At 34.2% G+C, this 25235-nt stretch carries 12 protein-coding genes; all 12 read right to left on the bottom strand.

Annotated elements, in window-relative coordinates; translation table 11 throughout:
• On the bottom strand, positions 1–11095 hold an 11095-nt coding region (locus F0000_RS08890; protein ID WP_149624366.1), incomplete at its 3' end, for an SDR family NAD(P)-dependent oxidoreductase.
• Positions 11092–11661: a chorismate pyruvate-lyase family protein gene (locus tag F0000_RS08885; RefSeq protein ID WP_188112062.1), complete on the bottom strand. Its 570-nt coding sequence runs from the start codon at positions 11659–11661 to the stop codon at positions 11092–11094. The genes F0000_RS08885 and F0000_RS08890, both read right to left, overlap by 4 nt.
• Before the next feature lie 918 nt (positions 11662–12579).
• Positions 12580–13215: a UpxY family transcription antiterminator gene (locus F0000_RS08880; protein ID WP_149624364.1), complete on the bottom strand. Its 636-nt coding sequence runs from the start codon at positions 13213–13215 to the stop codon at positions 12580–12582.
• 1310 nt (positions 13216–14525) lie between these two features.
• Positions 14526–15356 carry an oxidoreductase gene (locus F0000_RS08875; RefSeq protein WP_149624363.1) on the bottom strand — a complete coding sequence of 277 codons (831 nt, stop codon included), beginning with the start codon at positions 15354–15356 and terminating at the stop codon, positions 14526–14528.
• Between the two features lie 2 nt (positions 15357–15358).
• A complete protein-coding gene (locus tag F0000_RS08870; RefSeq protein ID WP_149624362.1) occupies positions 15359–16027 on the bottom strand; it encodes a peroxiredoxin-like family protein in 669 nt (222 codons plus the stop codon).
• 99 nt (positions 16028–16126) lie between these two features.
• Positions 16127–16714, bottom strand: coding sequence for a Crp/Fnr family transcriptional regulator (locus tag F0000_RS08865; RefSeq protein WP_149624361.1), 588 nt, complete (start codon positions 16712–16714; stop codon positions 16127–16129).
• 27 nt (positions 16715–16741) lie between these two features.
• Positions 16742–18055 carry a type II toxin-antitoxin system HipA family toxin gene (locus F0000_RS08860; RefSeq protein ID WP_149624360.1) on the bottom strand — a complete coding sequence of 438 codons (1314 nt, stop codon included), beginning with the start codon at positions 18053–18055 and terminating at the stop codon, positions 16742–16744.
• On the bottom strand, positions 18049–18402 hold the full coding sequence (locus F0000_RS08855; protein ID WP_149624359.1) for a helix-turn-helix domain-containing protein: 354 nt from the start codon (positions 18400–18402) through the stop codon (positions 18049–18051). The genes F0000_RS08860 and F0000_RS08855 overlap by 7 nt, the downstream gene beginning before the upstream one ends.
• Positions 18403–18815: 413 nt before the next feature.
• Positions 18816–19280 (bottom strand): hypothetical protein, encoded by a 465-nt coding sequence (locus F0000_RS08850; protein WP_149624358.1) that lies wholly within the window; start codon positions 19278–19280, stop codon positions 18816–18818.
• 1061 nt (positions 19281–20341) lie between these two features.
• Positions 20342–20524, bottom strand: a complete 183-nt coding sequence (locus tag F0000_RS08845; protein ID WP_149624357.1) for a CPXCG motif-containing cysteine-rich protein — start codon at positions 20522–20524, stop codon at positions 20342–20344.
• 178 nt (positions 20525–20702) lie between these two features.
• On the bottom strand, positions 20703–22034 hold the full coding sequence (locus tag F0000_RS08840; RefSeq protein WP_149624356.1) for a TolC family protein: 1332 nt from the start codon (positions 22032–22034) through the stop codon (positions 20703–20705).
• On the bottom strand, positions 22021–25233 hold the full coding sequence (locus F0000_RS08835; RefSeq protein ID WP_149624355.1) for an efflux RND transporter permease subunit: 3213 nt from the start codon (positions 25231–25233) through the stop codon (positions 22021–22023). The genes F0000_RS08840 and F0000_RS08835 overlap by 14 nt, the downstream gene beginning before the upstream one ends.
• Between the last annotated feature and the right edge of the window lie 2 nt (positions 25234–25235).

The raw sequence follows: 25235 nt of genomic DNA, 5'->3' as shown, positions 1-25235 counted from the left end.
TCTCTGTGATGCAATCCTTACCCTGCTTCAGGTTTTCCCAGAAATCTTCTAGTGTAGCTGCGCCTGGATATCGACCACTTATACCGATAATTGCAATATCTTCTTTTACAGAACTTTCAATAGAAGAAATCCCTTTTTCTAAAGAACCTGTAGAGCGCTTCCTACGACTTAAGCCTGCATCAATATCTGCCCTAAAAGCTGTCTGCTCCAAAAATGGCACTACAGCCTCATTATCGCTATTCAAACCAGTAAGATCTAACAAATGTTTGGTATAGGATTCTGCAAGGTAAGCCGATAAACTACCTAGTGTTTGATATTCAAAAAGTAAGGTAACCGGTAAATCCTCGAAATCTTCATTCAAACGGTTTGTTAACTTTGAAATCATAATAGAATCAATACCGTATTGAGAAAAAGAACCCTCTGGATCAATCCGTTCTGAAGGAAGTTTTAAAACTGACGAAAATATCGACTTCATATATGCAATCGTAGCTCTCAATAACTGATCGGTGACTCCTGCAGAATCCTTATCTGAAACTACTCTAGTAGCTGATACTTTATCAAGCAGTACATCCTCAAAACGAGTCTTATCTCCGTAAAGAACAACTCCTTGAGAAAAACCTCCTGATAATAGACCATCAAATGCTATGATACCTTCTCTAGTAGGTAAGGAAACTAAACCTGTCCTGGATGCTAATTGATGAGACAGCTCTGCATCTATACTCATGCCGCCTTCTGACCATAAAGGCCAGTTGATACTCAAACTAATACCTTTTCGCTTCCCTTTTGATACAAGATCATTACGATAAACAGCATATCGATCCATCCAGGCATTACCACTCGAATAATCTGACTGACCTATATTACCTATAACTCCTGCTATACTACTGAAGTACAGCATAAAATCCAAATCCAGGTCCTTACTCGCCTCATCAAGGTATCGTGTCCCTAAAATCTTAGGAGAAAGTACTGAAAAAGCTTCTTCCTCTGCCTTGTTCAATAAAAAACCATCCCGAAGAACTCCTGCACTGTGAATAATACCATCCAGCGTACCATAGGTATCCTTCAAGTCGGATATCATCCTAAAAACCGAGTCTTTATCACTTACATCACAACTATAATAAACAGCCCTAAGCGATGCTAACTCTGAAGCACTCAAACTACTCTCTTTACGTCTGCCTGCTAAAATCAGTTGAGTACCACTGGTAGCTGAAAGGTGGGAAGCAAAAATACGTCCTAAGCCTCCACAACCTCCTGTAATCAGATAAACACCGCCTTGTTTAACTAGCGCATCCTTTGAAGAACCTTCTAATGAAGCTAATGGTGTTAAACGACGAACCTGACGAACAGTATCTAAATAACGAACCTCCTTACTTACATCAGAAAACTCCGAATGAAGAGTGCTTAACAACTCATCTAATTCTTTTATCGATAAACTATCCAGTCCGATTGTCTTTCCTTGTAGCTTAGGATTCTCCTGAACTGCAGTTCGTAATAAACCGGTAATAAAACTGTAATCCAAATACTCCGAATTACGATATAAAACGATAACCTGAGTATCTCTTTTTGTTAGTAAGAAAGGCTTGAGTATCTCTTGAATTTTTTGATAATATGATAATTCATCTGACTCATCAACTGTAAAAACAGCACACTCTAAAGATTCCCTAAGCTTATCTGATAAACTAACAGAACCTCCTGAAAGAATAACCAAATGAGCTATAACTCCCGAATCTAAAACTGAATCCAATTCCTGATCCTCCCACGAATTACCATATAAATGAAGTCCGGTATCTACTGCATCAGTCCCAGAAGTAGTTGAAACAGCAACGCCCTGATCCGGAAAACCATCCAAGGGAAGCGTCACAAAATCTTTCATCCGTAACAAAACATCCCCAGATGCTGATAATAAATCAATATCATAACTCAATATATTACCAGAAAAACCAGCAGAACCTTTACGAACATAACACCAGGATGCCTGGCTAACTTCTCCATAAATTGTAACTTCTTTTATACTAAAAGGTAAACTCAAACTAATCTCTGAATCATTAAGGCTAAGACCTAAACAACTCTGTAAGGCACTATCTAAAACTCCTGGTTGCAAAACATAGGCGCTATCTCTGGATAAACCTATCTTACTCAAACATCCTTCTGGACTATAGTACAAATGTTCTACTCCCTGAAAGCTAGCTCCATACTCTATCCCCAAATCCTTGAAAATAGTATACCAGGAAGATCCGGATTTCTCTGATGAAAAAGCAGAACGAAGTGCCGAAATATCATAGGGAGAAGGTGGCAGGAAAACTGAAGTACTCATACTACCCTGACTATGAATCAACTCACTATCACCAGAACCGCTGTACACTTCATAACCAAAACCTTCTGAATCCTTGAAAATACCAACCTCTAACTCAAAAGGAACTCCTTTTACCTCGATAGGGTGTAACCAATTAACATCCCGAAACTGCGTGATTGAAGTCTCTAGTGATAGAAAACCTGCTGCACGGGCAAGCTCCAAATAAACAACACCTGGCACTATTTTTCCCCCTTTAATAAGATGATCTGATAAAAACAATTCAGCACCTGTAAAAATACTACTAAACTTCTGAGCTCCCAGATTAGAAATATTCTTGTGAATCAACGGATGCAAATAATCCGTACCTCTCATAATAGGTAACCTTGACTCTGAAAATGGCACCCAATAACGCTCCTTTGCAAATGGATACGTCGGTAAACTGATCTTAGAAGGAACATGTCCTGGTTCATACAACAACTGCCAGTCTATATCAATACCGGATACCCATAGATCTAATATCTTTTCGTATTTTTTCTTCTGTATCCATGATGCTATGATTTTTTTAACATCATTATCTAGCCCCAGAACTCCAGCAAGCGATTTATCACTATTAATGCTTCCGTAGTATACATTTTCAGAATGGATTTTATTTTCAAGATATGTAACCAAATTATCTTCCAATTGACTCAGAGAAGTTACTAGCATAGCCATTCGCTCTTCCATAACTGAACGCCCAACTTGCAATGTATAAGCTATTTTTAATAAATCTTCATCTGAAAATTTTTGTGTTTTTAAAGCTTTTAATAAATTTTCTACTTGTTCTTTTAATCTTTCATCATCCTTGGCAGAAAGTAGAATTATAGCAGGATTTTGCTTTGTAATTATAACCTCAGCATTTCTTTCTTCGGTTGGAATATATTCTTCTATTATTATATGGGCATTTGACCCTCCGGCTCCAAAAGAAGAAAGCCCTGCCCTTCTTGGATATTCTTTTGCCTTTCCATTTTCTATAAGTTCTACTCTCTCCCACTTAGTAAGTTCCTGCTGCACAAGAAAAGGTGAATTAGTAAAATCTATATTTGGATTTAATTCTTTTGAATGAAGAGATGGAACTAATTGTTTATGTTTCATCTGCATCAATATCTTTGTGATTCCGGCCATTCCGGCAGCACTCTCACAATGCCCAATATTGGATTTGACAGAACCTATGGCACAAAATTGATCTTTTACATCATACTTTTTAAAAACCTTTGTCAATCCGGCAATTTCTATAGGATCTCCCAAACTTGTACCTGTGCCGTGGGCTTCAATATAGTTAATTGTTCTTGGATTAATTTCTGCATTGGTCAGAGCTTCGTCAATAACATCAGCTTGCGCATTTGGATTTGGTACTGTATATCCATTTGTTTTACCTCCGTGATTTATTGCTGTTGATTTTATGATTCCATATATATGATCTCCATCCTCTATAGCTTTTGATAGAGGTTTTAGCAATACTGCACCTACTCCTTCTCCCGGGACATATCCATCGCCTCCTTCTCCAAAACTTTCACATTTCCCTTTACTTGAAGCAAAATTCCCTTGCGCCAACAATAAATATTTGTTAGGGTGAATCGATACATTAACTCCTCCTGCTATTGCAAATTCACATTCAGAATTAGATAAACTCTGACAAGCCAGATGTACTGCAGAAAGAGAAGATGAACACATTGTATCTACAGTCATACTAGGGCCATGAAGGTTATAAAAGTATGATACTCTGTTCGCTATTGATCCAATATTACCTGATATTGCTAGAGAGTTCCCCTTAGTCTGTTCCTGAGCTCCATACAGCTGGTATTCTTGAAACATTACTCCTACAAACACTCCTACTTTTCCTTCTGCATCTTCTGTTCTAGTATTCATCAGACTTTCTTTGGAGTATCCTGCATCTTCAATAGCTTTATGCACACATTGTAGAAAAATCCGTTCCTGAGGATCCATCATTTCTGCTTCTCGAGGAGATATATTAAAAAACAATGGGTCAAATTGATCTACACCCTTTAAAAAACCACCCCATTTAGTATAAGTCTTACCTTCTGCATTTCTATCCTCATCATAATACAAGCTGGCATCCCAGCGTTCTTTTGGAATTTCTGTTATACAATCCTTACCATTTTTTAATACTTCCCAAAACTTATGAATATCTTGTGAATCCGGATACTGACCTGCTAATCCAATAATTGCAATGTCTTCTTTTTTTAAAGGATTTTCTTTTTTTGAAGTTTTTTCATAAGTAAATCTTGATCTTTTACTTCTTACAGGTTCAAACTTTGTCTGCTTCCTATATGCTTCAGAAGTATTGGATGTGTTTGTTTCTATCTCCTCTTTATCTAACTCTAATAGTATTATTAATTCTGCATTAAAATCTTCAAGAAAATATCCGGTTAACGTCTTGATACTTTTATATTCGAAGAACAATGTTTTAGGCAATATCCCAAAAACCTTTTCTAAACGCGTGGTCAATTGCATAATCATAATCGAATCGATCCCATATTTATCCATATGAGAATCAGCATCTATCTCATTAACAGGTAATCTAATAACGGATGAAAGTAACTTTTTGAAATACTGTATCGCTTTTTCTTCCAGTAATTCGGGTGAAATGCCAGGTGAACCCATTACCATGTTTTTGTTCAGTGACTTTTGTAATGCGACATTAAACGTTTGTTCTTTTATAAAAGAGTGTATTTTTTCTTCGTACCCTTCTATAACCATTATTTGTGATTTACCAGATGTAAAAGCCTGGTAGAAAGACGCCATCCCATGAGAAGTTATCATTGGCAGCATCCCCATATTTTGCTTCATCAAACCTTCAACATCAGAACCCACCTGCATACCTCCTCCTTTCCATAAAGGCCAGTTTACCGATAGCGTATGTCCAAAACGTTTTTGAGAGGTTACAAGGTCATTTCTATACACTGCAAAATTATCCATAAAGGAGTTGGCAGCAGCATAATCGGCCTGCCCTGCATTTCCTAAACTACCTGCTATTGATGAGAACATAATAAAAAAATCAAGTGGTATCATCTCACTCGCTTTATCCAAATTAATTGAGCCTTGTACTTTTACGCCCAAAACTTGTTTCAGCTCTGCTTCAGTCTTTTTAATTATATAATTATCTTGTATTATTCCTGCACTATGAATAATACCATTCAATGCTCCGAAGCGTTCTACAACATCTTGAACAAGTGTGTAAACTTCCTGCATTTGTGTTATATCTGTCTGCTTATATTCTACAGTTGCTCCTTCTCTTTCCAGTTGCTGGATTTTCTTTTTCCTTTCTGTATTCAAGACTGAACGTCCGGTAAGGATTACGATCGGGTTTTCTGCATTATCAATGACCTCCTGTGCAAACAATATTCCCAGACCTCCCATTCCTCCAGTAATGATATAAACTCCATCTGTTTTCCATAATTCTTTGTTATAAGAAGAGTTTTGAATTACATTCCAATCAAATGTATAGCGTTTATTACCCCTATATTGTATGAATGTTTCCCATGGGCGATTGCTGTTATCATCCAGTAAAACTGTTGTTACAACTTTCCAGGAATCAATACTAATGAACTGTACAATACAATTTGGATACTCAAGAAATGCAGTCTTTAACATCCCTACAAGTCCTCTAAAAGTCTTTTGTTCCTTCTGTACAGAAGCGATAACCTGAACACACGTTTTTTCATTAGAATTATTATTTATAACACTTTGTAACTCTTTAAACAATTTTAAAGCGTAGTTTGTATATCGCTCTTCTATTTCTTGTCCTTCAGTGTTAAACACAATACTCTGAATGTCTTCTGATTCCAGTTCGTTTGAAACCTGTTTGAGTAAAGAAGTTTCTGGTTCTATTAATATCAGTAAACGTTTATCAAGTGCTACTTTATTATCTTTTTCAGAAAATGGCTGCTCTTTCCATTCTGGAGAAAACAATAATGTATTCACCTCAGTTTCACTTTTGTTCTTTCCAAAATTATTTTCTACTCTTACAACGGAGAGTTCTTTGATATTTACACATACATTACCATCATCATCACACAACATAATAGTAAACTTATTGACTTCTTCCTGCTCAGAATTGTGATTAATGTGTTCAATTTTTGCCCACATTCTTGAACTACAATTTGCATGAATTTCAACTTCTTCTATTTTATAAGGAAGTGCTAGATATTGCTCGTCATCATTCATAAAAACGGATGAAGCATGAAAAGCAGCATCCAACAGGCCTGGATGGAGCACAAATTGGTTCAGAACTCCTTCTTCTGAAGTAGGCACATTTAATTCTGCAAGTGCAATGCCCGCCCCTAGATAAATTTCTTTTACTCTTGTAAAACTTGAACCATAGTCAATACCTTTTTTTCTAAAATTTTCATAAAACTCCTCTGCCATAATCTTTGTAATACTGCATTTGGTCTTTATACTATTCAAATCCAACAGTATAGGATCCACATTTTCAACTATTAAGCTGCCTTGACTATGCAAAATAGTTTCTGAATGATCTTCTGGATTTTCAGTATATATCTCGTAATCTGTTCGTTTATTACTTTCTATATAAAGAGCTATATGTATCTGGACAGGTTCTTTATCGACTATAACAGGGTGATTCCAGCTTATATTACTAATTTTTATTCCGTTATTAGCTTTCTCCAGTAATCTATATGAATTCTCCAGAGATGCTCTTGCCATTTCCAGATAAATAACACCAGGTAAAACCTGTTGCCCATTTACAATATGATCAGATAAGAAGAATTCTTTTCCTGTAAATGTTGTACTAAATCTTTGTTCCGTAAAATCAGAAGTATTTTGTTGTAACAAAGGGTGGATAACTCCCATTGTTTCACTATTAAACGAATATGCTGTTACTGGGTCTTCATCAGGAATCCAATAGCGTGTTTTTGCAAATGGGTATGTAGGAAGACTTACTCGATATGGTTTATTTTCTTTATATAACAAATGCCATTCGATAGTAGCACCTTGAACCCAACTTTGTGCTATTTGGCTTAACTTATTTTTGGAAAACCACTTATCAATTAATTCTTGCGAATCTTTATCACTTCCTAATTGACTTGCTATATCTTTACTACGATAAGTATTTCCATACCAGCAGTCTTCGATATGCTTCTCCCCTTCAATAAATAGGTTAAGTTTTTCCTTTAGTTCATCTATGCTTTGTACCAAACAGACAAATCGTTCTTCCATATCATTACGTCCGACTTGTAATGTGTAAGAAAGATTCAGCAGGTCTAGATTTTTGTCCGAAGTTTTCTGTAGATACTCAATGAATTCTTCTATACTAGTACGTAAGCGTTCTATGTTTTTTGCAGAAAATGGTATGATTACCTTTCCTGCATTAGTTGATCTTTGTTCTTTTACAGTAATATGTTCTTCGACAATAACGTGGGCATTTCCTCCTCCGAACCCGAAAGAACTAATCCCTGCACGTCTTGGAGTTTCCTGTTTCTTTGCATCTTTTAATCGTTTCCATTCCTTCGTTTTGTCTATGACATAAAAAGGTGTTTCCTCTAGAGAGATATACTTATTTAATTTATCAAAGTGTAAAATACCTGGTAAGGTTTTTGCTCTCATTGATAATAATACTTTAATAAGTCCTGCAATACCTGCGGCAGATTCACTATGACCTATAACAGTCTTAACCGCTCCAATGCCACAAAAAGAAGTCGACGAATTAGCACCTGTTTCTTCGAACGCTTCTTTAAGCGCCTGAATTTCGATAGGATCTCCTAATGAAGTACCTGTGCCGTGTGCTTCCAGATAACTGATTGTTTCTGCTGGAATACCTGCTCTGTCATAAGCAGACTTAATCAACTGTTTTTGCGCGTTTAGATTAGGGGCACGCAATGAAGTTGACTGACCATCATGATTAATCGCTGTACCTCTAATGATTCCATAAATTGTATCATTATCTTTTAAAGCTTCTTTATAAGGCTTCAATAAGACAGCACCATAACCTTCTGAGCGTACAAATCCATCCGCACTGTCATCAAAGGTCTTGCAATGCCCATCTTTTGACAACATTCCTGCTTTGTAACTTGCCATATAGATACGAGAAGAAAAAATCATGTTAATTCCTCCAGCAATAGCCATAGTACATTCTCCTTTGTTGATTGATTCAATTGCGTGATGAATCGCAACCAATGAACTTGAGCAGGCTGTATTTATGATCTCACTAGGACCGTGGAAGTTAAACCATCGGGATACCCTATGAGGAATCATGCTCATATGAAGCCCTGAATCTGTATACGCTCCGTAACTCTCTATCAGACTTGGTCTTTTTGAAATTAATTCAGCATAATCATTGGCATGTACTCCAATAAATAAACCGATATCATTATCTGTTAAACTTTTGGGGTCATATCCTCCGTCTTCAATGACTTTCCAGGTGAGCTCTAGTATTTTTCTTTGTTGAGGATCCATACTCTCTGCTTCTAAAGGAGATATCCCAAAGAAGCCTGCATCAAACGTATCCACGTCTTCAATGAAGCCGCCCCATTTAGGAGCAAAATCCGCAGATTTACCATATAAACTCTGATAATCCTTTATTATCTGGGGACGGCTTTGGGCTATTGTTGAAATACAATCTTTTTTATTTATTATATTTTCCCAAAATGCTTCGGGGCTTGTCGCTGCTCCGGGAAAATTGCAGCTAATACCTATCACTGCAATATTTGTATCTTCTTGTTCTACTTTTACTTTAAGAATTGCATTTTTTGACTCACCACTTTGATTGTCAGTAATTTTTGGTCTATCAATTTGTGTACATAGATATTGTGAGAGTTTATCAATAGTTCGATGCTTAAATAGCATGACAGGTGCAAACTGAATCTTGAATACCTCTTCAATCTTCTTGGAAACCCTGATATATTTAATAGAATCAAATCCAAGTTCTCCAAATGAGACATCGTTCTTAAGTTTCTTTGGTTCGATACCAAGTACGCTGGAAAAAATATCGTTTCTGAGTTTCTTTAAAATATTACTTTCAAAATCGTTACTAAATGTCACAGGCATCGCTTCTTCTTCTTGACCTGAACCCGTCTTGTAATTATAAAGAAGTGAGAGTTTGTTTTGCGTGTATAATTTTTTACTATTTTTTCTTTGAATTTTACCACTCCCCGTTTTGGGAATTGTTCCTTTCTTAACCAGATTTACTTCATATATCTCCAGCATATATATTTCTGCAACACAATTCAAAATTTCCAGAGATAAGTTCTTGTACTGAGAGTCGCTAAAAACCTCTGTTTCCAGAACAACAATTATTTTTTCCTGTTGATCCAATTCACATGAAAAAACACATATGGGTAATGTGAGGTCTGGAAACTTATTTTTTATCACCCATTCAATATCAACAGGGTGATAATTTTTACCATTAACAATGATCACTTCTTTTTCCCTTCCTATAATATACAGATGCTTCTCTTTTATAAACCCAAGATCTCCTGTCCTAAAAAAACCTGTCTCACCAGAATCCTTTAAAATTCCATTAAATGTTTTTTCAGTCTCTTTGTGTTGATTAAGATATCCTTTGGCTACGGATTCACACTTAATCCAGATTTCTCCTACTTCATCTGGCTGGCAGTTACTGCCAGTTTTGGGATTAACAAACAATATCTGGTCATCTTCACTGATCTTTCCACAGCTTAAAACTGACTTACTTGTACTACTATGATCAGCTATTTTAATTACTCCTTTTTCCAGGTTTGGAATATCTAGTGATAAAAAACCTATTTCTTCATCTGCACTTTTTGTTACTACTGATCCTGCTTCTGACATGCCGTAATGCGGACAAAAAATATTACTTTTTAATCCTAACACTTTAAATTTTTCGATAAAATTTTCGTAGGTCTCTTTTCGTATAGGTTCTCCTCCGCAAATAATTGCCTTAAGAGAGTTTAATGATATCTTTTCTAGCTCAATAAGGTCTAAGGATGCACAACAATAATCGAAAGCAAAATTGGGCGCAGCGATATGAGTGGCCTGATACCTACTGATTATCTCGAACCATTTATATGGATTTTTCACAAAACTATCCGGAGGTAGAATAATACTCGAAGTTCCTCTTAGCAGAGGTGACATAACATTGAAAAACAGTCCAAAACTATGAAATTGAGGCATCCAGGAAACAATGCAGCTTTCTTTTTGGATACCCCATTGATCAGCTCCCTTCTTAGCTTGATTCCACACATTGTTATGAGTCAGCATCACTCCTTTGGGTTTTGCTGTTGATCCTGATGTATATAATAAAAGAGCGGTATCCTCCGGATCAGATTTTCTTGGCTTTTCAAGTGCTACAATAGCTGTTTCAAATTCATCAACACATAGTATAGAAACAGACGCCAGAGCTTTATTTTTTTCTAGCAATTTCCTGAAACTTGTATCAGTTATAATACATTTTGCATCAGCATCTTTTAAGATCGGGAGAATTTTTCCTGCAATATCGCTTCCACCTTCAATACTGACCACAGAAGTAGGTATTGCTATAACATTTGCATATAAACACGCCAGAAGACTACTGATATATTCCAAACCTTGTGGTAATACGATAATGGCTTTGTCCTGAGGATCTAGTAAATTTTGAAGTGTACTATTCATCAACATAACCTTTTTTACCAACATTTCTCCTGTTAGATAGGTCACATTATCGTTATCATCCTTAAAAGTAAATAACTTTTTATCAGTAGATTTTTTTGATAGATTCTTATAAAAACTTAACGAAGTAAAAGGACGTTTAAGACTATTATTGTTTGTCATAATTTCTCATTAAAATAGGTTATAGGAAATTTCTCAGTAATCATTCCCAAAGTTTTCAGGTTATTATAGATGATATAGGTTCTAGCCAAAAAAACAGTCCCCTGTTTTACATCAAAAAAAGATGTCAAATCATCACATAATTCTGTTCGAATCTCTATAATATCCCTAAATGTATCAACCCGCTCTTCTTTCCATAAAAGCCCAATGGGTCTATCAGTTTCTAATAAAGCATACTGACTTTTTCGTGACATGTTTTCGAAAATAAAAACCGAATTAGCATATACATAATTTTCCTTTTCATTCCCTAGTAAAATCTCACGTTTTAATATTGGTGTTTCATATTCACATAGCTTACTTTCTTCTTTACCGCTTAAAGCTATTTCTTGATTAATCTTCTCAACAGTAATCTCCTTTTGCGTATAAAGTCTTAAAAGATCAGTAACGGTTCCATCGGTCACGAGTAACGTTTTCTGGAATAAACTTAAACTGCTATCTTCTAATAACAGCTCGTTGAATGGTATTACTTTGATTATTTTATTTTTTTCTACAGACAGATTTTGTATCATACTATACCTCTTTGATAATTTTAAAAACTTATTGAAATGTGTCAGCATGCATTATTACATGAATAAGTGTATGGGTTAAATATCAATTCTTTAATTATTCAGAATTATTAGTTAAGAAAGCCCTTTTTGCATTGTATTTTTGCACTTAATTAGATGAGATAAGTTTTATCCTCAATGTTTTCTTAACAGTGAAATTAGTGTTGCTTTTTTTCTAATTAGAAAGTTTTCTCTCTAAGATTGGCGAATGGTTTTTTACAATAAGTAATTACTCTGTTTTTCTTATTGACTTCCGGGTCTACTACCATTTGTTGTTTGAATTTTCTCTTACAATAAATTGAAACAACGAATGCATGACCATATATTGCCTGGTATTTCCTTGTTTTGAAATATAAATACGTCTATGCTATTTTATAATGATACATTCAAAAAATGTACAAAAGATTTTATCTTTAAAAATTTCTAACTAAGGAAATAATCAAATTCTAATACGATTTGTGATTAAAAAATTCGTATAAATTCATTGAATTATTTTTTCTTTATGCAAGGCAAAAAAATCAAGCATAGCTATAGCTACGGTTTATTTTTTAAACGAAGTAGAAAGGAAAAAGAAACGATGAATATGCGAAATTTTTAGTTATAAATCGTATAACACGTATTATAAGTAAGAGTCATATTTATATCTTAAATACCTACCTTACTATCATTTGGGTGTTATAAAACTGGAAAAAAGAGCTCCACATCTATAACAAAAATGTCATAAATATCATGAAGAAAAGCCCTTTATTAAAAGGGAAACATAGACTTTGAGTAAAAAAAATACATATTCTTTTTTGCACTTAATTATATAGAATACAATTTTTTAAGCGTTTTTTCTTTAATGTTAAGCAATATTTCTCATACATATACCGCAAATATTATCTAATGGCGATCTCCCAGATTCGTACTGATAAAAAACTTGTTTTTGTTGCCTTCCTGATTGACATTCTCAAAATACCCCTCTTGATTTTCAATATTCGAACTACTGATATCAATAAATATCACCTGATTGATCTCATTTAACCGAATTCCTAATCTGGTTTTGGATTTTTGCTTTACTAGTATACCTTCGTATCCGCTTAATGGTCCTTTTATTATTCGAACATGTTCTCCTTCTTTAAAATTTGGTTCTACAGATATTTCTTGATCCAAACTCAGCATTTTTTTGATTCCTTTAATACATTTAGCATTGATTTTTGAAGCCTTCCCTCCACAATGTATAAAGGTCATGATTTTGGATATCTGACAAATTTTATGCAAATTACATTCTTCTGTATTTACAAAAATGTAACTTGGAAACAGTACTTGATCAATCACTTTCTTTTGACGATTTTTCCAGATTCTCAAGGTTTTTTTAATTGGTAGAAAGACTTCATAACCCTGAGAAGATAATTCATGATGAACAATTTTTTCTGCACGTGGCGCAGTATAAAACACATACCAATTCTTGTTTAATTTTGGTTTTGATATATCCCTTTCCATATCCATATGGAGATGAATATTGGGTATTTCTTGCATAACTTAAAATTTAGTTGGTTAACTTCTCAATACTGTTTATACTAGTTTATATGCAGTCTGATTCTAATAAAAGTTTAAAATTTTATAAAAATGAATGTCTTGCCTTCATTCTTTTATAAAGGTATGGGGTAAGGTTATTTTGAATAAAATCTAATTAATTTTATAACAAAAAAATATTAGTACTTGATTTAAAATCATATCAATGATTATCAAGGTTTAATGTATTTTTATGTTAATTATATAATCGTTTTTTAAATTTAGGGTTTAAAACACATCAATTAAAAAAAGAATTTTATGGTCTGAAAAGGATAATTGCTATGGTGTAAATTTTCTCCTCATAACATTTTCCAAACAAACATCAAATCCTAATTAATCTTTTGATTTTTAATGTTTTATTTTTTTACTATGTTTAAAGAGCACGTATTTCCGACATTATACAAACTTTATTAATTAACTGTTAGTAACTAATACTTTTCAAGGCAAGTTATAGTAAATTACTAAAATAAAGTTCTGCAAATAAATACAAGAAAGCTGTTTTGACTGGGGAAGATTTGTGTATGTTATATAAAAATATATTTAATTAAAAAAGAACGCATTACAAAACACTATTTTGTTGAACATTTTTCTTCATTTAGATATTTATAAAATACTTGTCAATTATTTAGCTTTACTCCAATAAAGCCTTCTTCAACGCAGATCTGAGATTGAAGAATTAAGTTTTTTTTTCATCATTTGAAAAGATTTGGTTTAGTTTTAAGATTCAAGTTTCATTCATCTGTAAACACAACTCCGTTTGGTCAATTAGCAAGTTTGTATTTGACTAAAAAATAAAGTATTGTAAAAAAATGAATATTCGATTGTTACTTTGATAGTATCAAGATATATATCTAATAATATCATTTTATCTTAAAATCACCCACTAAAACTTATTGATTTTTATATGAATAATTCTGGACTAAAATGATATAAATTCTATCAAATAACTTTGCACAGGTCTAATATCTAATATTATTTCTTTATTTACAAACGTGTGCTAAAAAGATTTACTTATTTAACTTAAAGTTCATACTCCATAAACCTCCTTAATTCATAAACAACTAAAAAACAGCACTATAAAAATAGTGCTGTTTACATATATATGACATAAAAAAAATAAAAATTTAACTCAACATGATGTAGATTTTATAAAATATATGTTTGTTAAAACATTCATATATCTACACTTACTACTCTTTTGATTACCTGACGGATACTTTTTTAGCCATATTTCTCTAATACAAGATCAGATAACGCTGCTAATACCTCAGGGATTAATACACTACATTTTCTGCAATTTTTCTGTTGATTTCCAAATCTGATATTACATTCTCTAATTTCATTCTGATGGTCCTGACAGCCACTTTTCCCAGCGGTAAACGCAGGGTTGGATTTTTACTATCTACATGATTGATAATTGCAGTAGATGCTTTTACAGGATCACCTTCTTGCAGCCCATTAACTGCTTTTAATTTGGATCTAAACACGCCTGCAGTTTCTGCATAGTCATCCATTTTATTTTTAGCAAACCTTAGTCCCTCTCCTGCAAATTTTGTTCTGAATGGTCCTGGCTCTACAATCGATACGTGAATACCCAATGGTAGCACTTCTTGAGCCAATGCTTCGCTAAGACCTTCTAATGCAAACTTACTGGCATTGTATATCCCAAAACCTGCAAATGCTTTGATACCACCGTGTGATGAGATCTGAACGATATGTCCTTTTTTCTCTTTGCGCATATATGGTAATACTGCTTGCGTCATTTTTAAAGTGCCAAAAAAATTAGGATTAAAAACTATTCTAACCTCGTCCATAGAGGTTTCTTCAACAGCTCCTGCAAATCCTATACCTGCATTGTTAACTAAAATATCTATCCTACCAAATTTTGAGATAACCATTTCTATATGCTCTTCAATACCTTTCTGATCCGTAATATCCAATAACAGCCCGTATCCACTTTTAGCATGTTTTTTGTTGAATTCATCTACCTGAGATTGTTTTCTAAATGTTCCGATGACAAAATCATCTTTTGCCATCACTGATTCTGCAAGAGCTTTACCTAAACCACTTGATATTCCTGTTATCAACCAAATTCTACAATACATTGTTATGATTTTTTTAATGAATCAATAATTTCAGAAACTTCTACGCGATTTCGGTAATCACCTCCCAGCGATTTAGCAAATGAAATAGTACTGTCACTATCGATAATAAAAACCGCTGGAACTGGCAGCTCTCTGGAGTCATCAGAGTAATGACTTCCAAAATCAAAGCCGAGTGCTGTCATGGCATCTACGGGAGCATCCTTGTTTCTAAACACCTTAGTGTAATTTCTGGCAACAATGTTTCCGTTATCACTTAATACTTCAAATCCTAACTCATTTTTTTCTTTAATGCTTAGTGATGCATCTGGTGTTTGCGGAGAGATCGCTACCAATTGAGCTCCTAATGATTTAATTTTGCTCAATACGCTTTGATACTGGAATAATTGCAGATTACAGTAGGGACACCAAACACCTCTATAAAAAATAAGAACGACCTTCCCTTTTTTTAATAACTCAGAAAGTTTTATGGCCTGGTTTACTGTATTCGACAGTGTAAAACCAGGTGCTTTATCACCGGTATTAAGTTGTAGTATTGAATGCTGTTGGGATTGCAAACTCTGAGCATCATAATCAAAAACTTTTAATGCAGCTTCTGGTAGCATTCCACCTAAATTTTCTCGTAGTCTTTGCAGACTATTTTGATACGAGGGTATTTGTTTTTTGGTATTCATATCACTTTGTTTTATTAGATGTCAAAATCGACTTTACAAAGTTGTGAGAACGTACCAAGATGGAAAATGAACTAGATTAGGAAATCTTCTTGAACCAGTTCAATATTTTGAGGCTAATCGTTTTCTTATTTTACTCAAAAATTCTGCTGACATTCCCAGGTAGGACGCTAAGGCATATTGCGGAACTCGCTGTACAATAGCGGGATACTGTTTCATAAATTCAATGTAGCGTTCTTCTGCTGATTTACCCAAATTGGATAGTACACGTCGCTGAGAGAAGGCAAAAGATTTTTGTGCTACTAATCTAAAGAATCGTTCAAATTTTGGGTTCTTAGCACAAAGCTTTTCTACATCCTCATAGGCTATTTGCTGTACAATAGCATCTTCTAATGCTTCTACATACAGAGATGCCGGGGTTTGATTGATATAGCTATTAAAATCACTAATAAACCAATCTTCAATTGCAAACTGTATGGTGTGTTCTACGCCCTCACTATTCACAAAATAACTTCTGAATGCCCCTTTTTGCACATAGGTTTGATGTGAACATACAAAATCAGGCTGTACAATAAATTGTCTGCGTTTGATATGAGTTGTTCTAATAATTTCTATAAATTGCTGTGCATCTTCTTCTTGTAAAGAAACATATCGCTTAATATTATCTAGTATATTTTGGTATTCTTTCAATGCTTATTTATGAAATGGTTTGACTTATTATTTTAGATTCAAAAGTGTTTCTTTTATAGCATCTCTAAGACCGCTATTTGCTTTTACCTCCTCAGCATAATCATTCCATTGCTGTACTTTTTCATTGATTTGAGAGATGATATTATGAGGTTTTTTTACATTCATGGCTTTAGCAAAGCTTATCAAATCCTCTTTTGTGATACCTATTCTTTTTCCTTGTATGCTCAGGGCGTGTTGGCTTACCCACATACTATCTGGTCTATATGCGTGGCAAACATCATACGCTGGTGCTAATTCCCAATGGTCGCCTTCTTTAAGCCGAAAAGCAAAATTCTTTGTATGATCATCACAATTTCTTGCAATGACATTAAATACCATTCTGCGATACATTTGCTCCGCATCCGGATATGGTAAGCGTAACATTCTCATAGTCTGGAATAATTGTTCATAGCTATAACTTCTCACTTCGTTAAAATCATAATGCTGCATGGCACAAAATGTCTGGATATGATGTTTTACAGCACCTTTTTCTCTGTCAAATCTTTTTGTCATAAAATGAGCCCGACCATTTTCACAAAGTAGATCCGATGCCATCATTTGTATCTCGCAATCTCTTGCCATATTATAATATGCCATTTCTATGCGCCCGTAACCGTTACTTTCTCCAAATTGTGCATCGCTTACACTGTCTAGTTTTATTAACCAATGTTCGAATCCCCTGGGCGCATCTGTTTGTCCGGAACGAACCTGTCCCGTTTTTTCATTATAGGCGATAATTGCCTTCGGTCTTGCGCCTCCGGCAGATGTTCCTATTTTCAGAATCTCCATCATTGCCTGTTTTTCATCTTTATCGACATTCACCTCAAACTGCTCTCTCTTATGTAGCATTCGCTGAGCAATCATTACCAGACTATTCATTTCTACTTGAAATGTTTTTTTGGTCGATTGAAGTTGTGATGGTTCGAATTCTAAAGCTCCCATACCTCTTGTTCCAATAAAACAGAGTTGTTCTATTGGGTTCATACTGTTTTCGGGACGGCCATTTTGTGCGAGCCAGATATTGATTAACTGATTTCCATATTTGTCGGGTAACACATCAGCTAGTAAACCTGGCAATCCTTTAAAAGTATTGTATTCACTATTTTTTGGAGCGATTAATTCTGGAAATGAAAATATGCTTTGATTGGATTGGATTGGCATTTTTACGGGTGCCAAATCTATACCCAGCGTTTTAAATTTTGGATCATATTCAAAACTGGCAAGCTTCTGGTTCTCATCCCAGGCTATGGCTCCAACAGTTCTACCCCAAATTTTGACAAATGCTGTTGTTACCTCTACCATTCACTTTCTGGTTGACTGTTATCATCATTATATTTACTAGCACTGGCTCTTAACCGTTTTTGCCTTTCCAATTTGGCCAACTCTAAAGGACTTGGTTGCGTTTGAATCTTAAAAACATCAAGTATCTCCAGCTGATCAAGAGCTCTTAGGATTTGTAGTAAGGAGACTAAAGATATTGGCTCTCCATTTTCAATTTTACTCATGGTCCACCGGTTAATCCCTGCAATTTCTGCAATTTTTGCCTGTGTCTTATTCTGACGTAAACGTTGGTGTTTTATGTATTTACCTATAAGAGAAATTATTGCAGTATCACTTAAACTATGCCAGCTTATGTTAGTATTTGCCATCTTTATTATTATTATCTATACTTAATGTTGGTATTTACCAATTTAAATATACTAAAAAAATAATTAAACAAACTACATAGTGTAGGTAAAAGCACACATTAATTTATCATATCCAGGCTATGTTAGTAATTACCAACATGATTATATTTATTAAGCAAGATTATGTTTACAAAAAGAAGATCTCTTATAAAAGTATTGTTGTATCTGTTTTATATTAATAGTGAAAATCTATAACAAGTGCAGTTATATTAATTCTTTTTTTGAGTATAATGGAGTGATATTTTTTTATGATCAGTTATTAGTTAACATAACAAATCAGCATTAAACAAAACAAGGTAATAAATTATTGGGATTCCTGAAACCTACCTAATTTTGATTATTTGTATTATCAGCAGTTTTTAATATGTTCTATTTTAACTTTTATTTAATCCGTCTCCGATTAATTTGTGAGTTAAAAAACCTAAACTAAATGAAATTACAGTTACTAAAACTTTCTTTTTTCCAGCCACTTTTCGATATCCTTTGTCGAAGTTTTTGTCTCCGGTTCTATAATGACTTGGCGGAAATAAATCAATAGCTAATGTTGTTCCTGCCCCGATATAAGGGTCAAAAGCAGTTACAGTATAGGGAATAACATAGTTCCAATAAGATGTTTTATAATTTTTTTTAGCTGCCGAAATTCCCAAATTATATCGGTTTTCTGCTGTTGAATTTAATTTTAATGTCTCGCAATTATTTGCAGTAGTTCTGAATGTACCTTCCCAATAAAACCCAGCACCATCTTCTGCTCTATAGCTATGTTCTCCAGGCATTAAAGAAACTTTTAATGTTCCGTTTTGTCCACAATTTGGACTGCCAGATTGAAAGTAACTTCTCAAATTACCTTTATAAGAACCGTCAATCCAAATTTTCGTATTACCAGCTTGACCATAATTGGTAAAAAAACTAACAGTTGAATTTTTATAATTTGTACGGTCTGTACTTCGATTAGAATATGTAGACCGAGAATAATCGTAATTATAAGTTGCTTTATTGTCAGGTTCAATATATCCTCGTTTCCCTGTATGAGGGTTTATGTTCGGTTTGGTTGTATAATTATCTCGATTAGTATTGTTTCTATTTGTTCTGTAATATGACTTAATGTAAGTTCCGTCTTTTCGAGAATATCCTTTTTATACGATTTATAACTAAAAATTTCGCATATTCATCGTTTCTTTTTCCTTTCTACTTCGTTTAAAAAATAAACCGTAGCTATAGCTATGCTTGATTTTTTTGCCTTGCATAAAGAAAAAATAATTCAATGAATTTATACGAATTTTTTAATCACAAATCGTATTACTCTATGGTAGTTTGGATTCACTTGAGCAATTATTGCCCAGTTAAAAAGTAATAATAAAAGTGAAATCCAAAATTTCATTGATTGTGTTAGATGTTAGTCTAATTTTCAGTTTCAAATACTGTTAACACCAACATAAAAGATATACATCCTCTATTTTATATATCAAGAGTATCATACAATTCTGACATAAACCTACCTAATAATAGAAAATCAGATTATCATATATTATGATACCTTAATCTCTTTTGAGTGGATATTCATTAAAACTGCTATCAGTTCACAGTATCTAAACAACAAAATAAAGCAAAATTCCCCATTTATCAAAGCTATTTTTCAACTATACTCAGAAATATCTTATAAACACGATGTTGTCTTCTACCTTAATTTCTATAAGGTAAATCTTTGATTGTTTGACTCCATTTTAAAAAATCACATTATTATGTGAAGCACAAAAACGACACAATTCTGGGCATGTATTTATGCGTAAGGTAAGTAAGTAACTATTCAATTAGAAATACATGTTATCCCATTTTAACTCTGACATCGTGTCTATAGAAATTGAATTTATTAGTGCTATTACAAAGTTAAGATGGTATTATGCTACTGCTCAATACTCAGGGCTTCAAAAGTGATTAACTCCTGTTCTTCAAAACCTGGACGTATCTCAATAGGATTACAGCATACTTCGCAATCTTCTACATACACTTGATATGATACTGAAGGGTCTAATAACATTGATATTTCTTCCCAACAATAAGGGCATTGAAAAAAGTGTTCAAACATAGCACTCATTTTTCTGTTACTTTAAAACACATATGATCCTACAATTCAATGCTACTGTCAAATTCTCGCCTTTGAAAAATTTCTCGATACGTTTTTTACAAAAATCACTATCATTAATATTTTTCTAATATCATCCTATTAACTATTATTCTCCTTCATCAATTCCACAATATCAGAATTAGAAGTCAACATTCAGCAACTGCCCTGTGAGTTGCAGTAATTGTAGTTCTGCAATCTTAGCATTGTATTTTGCCAAATTCTTATTGGTTTTGGCATTGATAAGATTAACCTGTGCCTGCCTAAATTCTATTGATGTGATTTGACCTAGTTTAAAACGCTCCTGCGAACGCTCAAAATTATTCTGATTAGTCAGTACATTCTGTTGCTGAATCTCATAGATACTCAGTAAGTTTTTAAAATTACCTATTGCATTTTTAACATCTCTGTCGACCTGCACTTCTATTTGTTTTTTTAATAATTCCTGATTATCCAGTGCAATTTTGGCATTCTTGATCCTTGTTATTGTACTTCCTCCATCAAAAAGATTCCACGAAAAATTTAATGATGTAGACAGCCCTGTAGATGTTTGTGTCGTAAGAAAGGCAGCGGCATTATTATTATTTTTATTCCATCCATATGTCCCGGTAAGTCCTATAGTAGGTAAATATCCGGATCTACTCACCTTGATATCGTATTCATTAATCCTGACATTCGTTTCGTTTTGCAATAACGTAACATTATGATCTGTATAGCTCTCGATATATGTATCTAATTGCAACTCTGGAATAAATTGTATTCCTGTATCTACTTCTACACTTTTTTCTAATTCATCATTAAGAATTACTTGCAAATCCCGCTTGGTATTGATCAACTGCTGACGCGTATTCAATAAATTAATACTATCATTTGCTACATCTACCTGAGCATTTAGAACACCTAGTTTTGTATTTTGTCCATATTCAAACTGATACGTAGCTCTGGTAATTCTTTCCTGAGATATTTTTAGCGTTTCTTGCAGTATGGCTACATTTTCTGATAATCTGGCAACTTCATAATACACACTAAATAATTGTAAAATCGTATTCTCTATAGTTTCTCTGGCTTGTAATCCTGTTAGATTATATTGTTCTTTAAATCTTTTATAATTATAATAGCGTCCTAGTCCATCAAATAAGGTATAATTAAGACTGACAGAGGCATTAAAACGATCACTTTCTGCTCCATCCAATTTGGTTACATTACCATTGGCAAATGTCGCCTCTGTATTATCTATATTATGAACTGCTCCTGCAGTTCCGGATATCGACGGCAAATATCCCGAATTGAGAATTCCTTTTGTATTATTAGCAGCTTCTATGGTATTGGTAGCGATAAGTATCCCAAAATTATTTTCCAGGGTTACTCGTATTGCTTCTTCTTTTGTTAATTGCTGAGCAATCCCTGTAGAAGTTAAAAGTAGAAAGGTCACCAAATACAGAATACAACTCTTCTTGTTTTTAATGTTCTTCATGTTCTTCGTTTTGTTCTTTTATAGCACGCTCTACTTCTTCTTTTGTGATCTTATTCCCGGTAATTAACCACTTGGTTCCAACTTTTAGATTATTGCTAAATGATAAAAATAATGGAAGTACTAATAATGTAAGTACCGTAGCAAAACCTATCCCATAAGCAATAGAGATTGCCATGGGGATCAGAAATTTGGCCTGACGGCTTTCTTCAAAAATTAGTGGTGCCAACCCTGCAATAGTAGTAAGAGATGTTAGGAATATAGCTCTAAAACGTGATCGACCTGCTTCATAAATAGCTTTATCAAATGTCAAACCTTCTTTTAGGTTGCTATTAAATTTACCTATTAATACCAGTCCATCATTTACCATAATCCCTATTAAAGCAATAATTCCCAATAGAGACAATAGGTTGATAGAAAAACTATGTGCCCAATGTCCTAAAGCTACGGCGGGCAAACTTAAGGGAATTAATAAAAGTAGTAGTAATGGTTGACTATAACTTCTAAAGGTAAAAGCAATGGTTATATATATTAATGCCAGTACTGTAAGCCCTACAGAACCAAGAGAGCCTAAAAATTTACCTGCTTCTCTATTTTGACCTTCATATGAAGGAGTCACGGTAGGATATTTAGAAAGTATTTCTGGCATGGTCACCGTTCTGATTTCTTGTAAAATATCCGGAGCACTGCTTGTTTCAGGGTTTTTTAAGTCTGCAGAAATTTGAATTTCTCTACGTCCGTCTAAGTGATTTACAGCTACATCACCTCGTTCTATAGTGTAATTTGCAATTTCGTTAAGTGGTATTCGTTCTCCTGTATTGGTAGTAATACGCATATCACTAAGATTAGAGATAGAAGACCGGTTCTCTCTATCATATCGCACCCATACTCTGATCTCATCCTGTCCGCGCTGGAATCGTTGTGCCTGTACTCCAAAAAATCCTGCACGTACCTGAGCCATTATATCTCTTAGATTAAGACCTAAGAGATAGGCATTTTCTTTTAACTCAAGACGAATTTCCTTAATCCCTGCAGGATCATTATCTGTGACATCTTTCAATAATGAGTTACGCACCATCGATTGTTTTAATTCAGCTTTGGCAGCTTTTAGCTCTTCGATATTATTTCCTAACAGGGAAACAGAAACTGGTCTTCCCCCAAAATTTCCACCACTACCATAGACTAAACTTTCTACGCCTATCACCGGGCCTACTTTTTCGCTAATAAGATCGGTAACCAATGAAGATAATACTTCATCCGGTCGCTCTTCTCCTGGTAATAAATTAATTACCAATGAAGCAGAGGCTGATCCGGGGCCAACATTTGTTATTACGTTTTCAAATAATTTTTTACCTCTGTATTCTTCCCCTTTTAAGTATTTTTCTGAAAGCTCATCATTTACCAACCAGGCATTTTCTTCTATTAAAGAAATGATACTATCTGTTGTTTTCTCGTTAGTTCCATTAGGCATTTCTAGATTAATCGACAATCGATCACTAGCGATTCTTGGAAAAATTGAAGTTCTCACAATACCTCCTCCTATACTTCCTATCGTTAAAACGAGAAAAACTACAAAAATTGAAAATGTAAAAAGCTTATTTTGTAATGTAAATCGTAATGCAGGACTATACATATTATCCCGTAACCAACTCATAATCTTATCTCCAAAGGTGTTTATATAACGTAGTTTTGAAAAAATCGCTCCGATACTACTTTTGGGTTTTGCATCTTGTTTTTTTAGTGCTTTAGAATGCGCTAAATGTGCGGGCAGAATGATCAGAGCTTCTACTAAAGAAACAGTTAGGGTAAGAATTACAATTACAGAGACTTCTCCAAAAAACTCTCCGATACGCCCATCCAAAAATAAAAAAATACCAAAAGCCAGTATTGTAGTAATGATTGCAGAGATTATAGGCGGTATTACTTCTATGGTTCCATCAATGGCTGCCTGTACAGGGGTTTTACCACGCTCATAATGTTGGTATATATTTTCTGCAATGACAATACCATCATCTACCAGAATACCAATTACTATGATCATCCCAAACAGCGATAGTACATTAATTGTCACCCCAAAAGATCCTGCAAAAATAAACATCCCCATAAATGCAACCGGAAGTCCAAATGCAACCCAAAATGCCAATCTCGTATTTAAAAACAGGGATAAAAATGTCAATACCAATAACATCCCGATGATCGCATTTTCTGTAAGCAATTCTGTACGTTGGACTAATGTAATGGACCTATCACTTATTACGTTTAGTGAGAGGTTGTCATATTTCTGATTAAACTCTTCTATATATTCTTTTACGTTATCAGCAGAAGAGATAAGATCTTCTGTATTGGTGCTGGTGATTTCCATATTAATGGATAAATCTCCATTAAAATAGGTAGCATTGGCAGTTTCAGAAAATCGATCCCGTATGGTGGCTACATCCTTAAGACGTATAGTACGCCCTGTAAGATCTGTTTTAACAATAAGATTGGACAACTCATTGCCATAATAAGAGCGATTGTTTGCCCGTATTAAATATTCTTCGGCATCGGTTTTGATGGTTCCTCCGGTTGTCAAAATATTTGCTTGATTGACTGCTTGTGCCACTTGATTGAAACTAAGTTCATATGCCAACAAGGTATTCTCATCAACTGCAATCTCGATTTCTTCTGCTGGATATCCACTAACTGATATCTGAGAAATCCCATCAATCCCTCTAAGGTCATTTTCTACCTGTCTTCCTATCTGTTTTAAGGTAGCAAGAGGTATTCCTTTTCCGCTAACGGAAAAACTAATAGTCGGACGAATTGCTTCTTGTTTTGCTACAACTAGCGGTTCCATTCCTGTAGGAAATGAAGGTACTCTATCAACAGCATTTTTTACTTCGAGCAACATAAAATCAATATCTTTTCCTTTTTCAATCTCGACATTGATATTACCACTATTTTCTCTGGAGGTTGAAGTAACGCGTTCAACTCCATCCAATCCTTTTAGATTATCTTCTATTTTTAGTACAATTCCTTCTTCTACCTCCAGAGGAGAAGCTCCGGGATAAGTAATATTAATATTAATATTCTTTGCATCTATTAATGGAAAGAATGATGATTTCAGAGAAAGTACTCCTGCAATGCCAAAACCAAAAAAAGCAAGTACTACCACATTTACAGCAACGTGATATTTAATAAAATAAGCTATTACTTTACGCATGA

The sequence above is a fragment of the Aquimarina sp. RZ0 genome (assembly GCF_008370685.1).
Taxonomy (GTDB): Bacteria; Bacteroidota; Bacteroidia; order Flavobacteriales; family Flavobacteriaceae; genus Aquimarina.
Note: the sequence above shows the minus strand (reverse complement) of the source record. Positions and strands in the feature narration are given on the sequence as shown.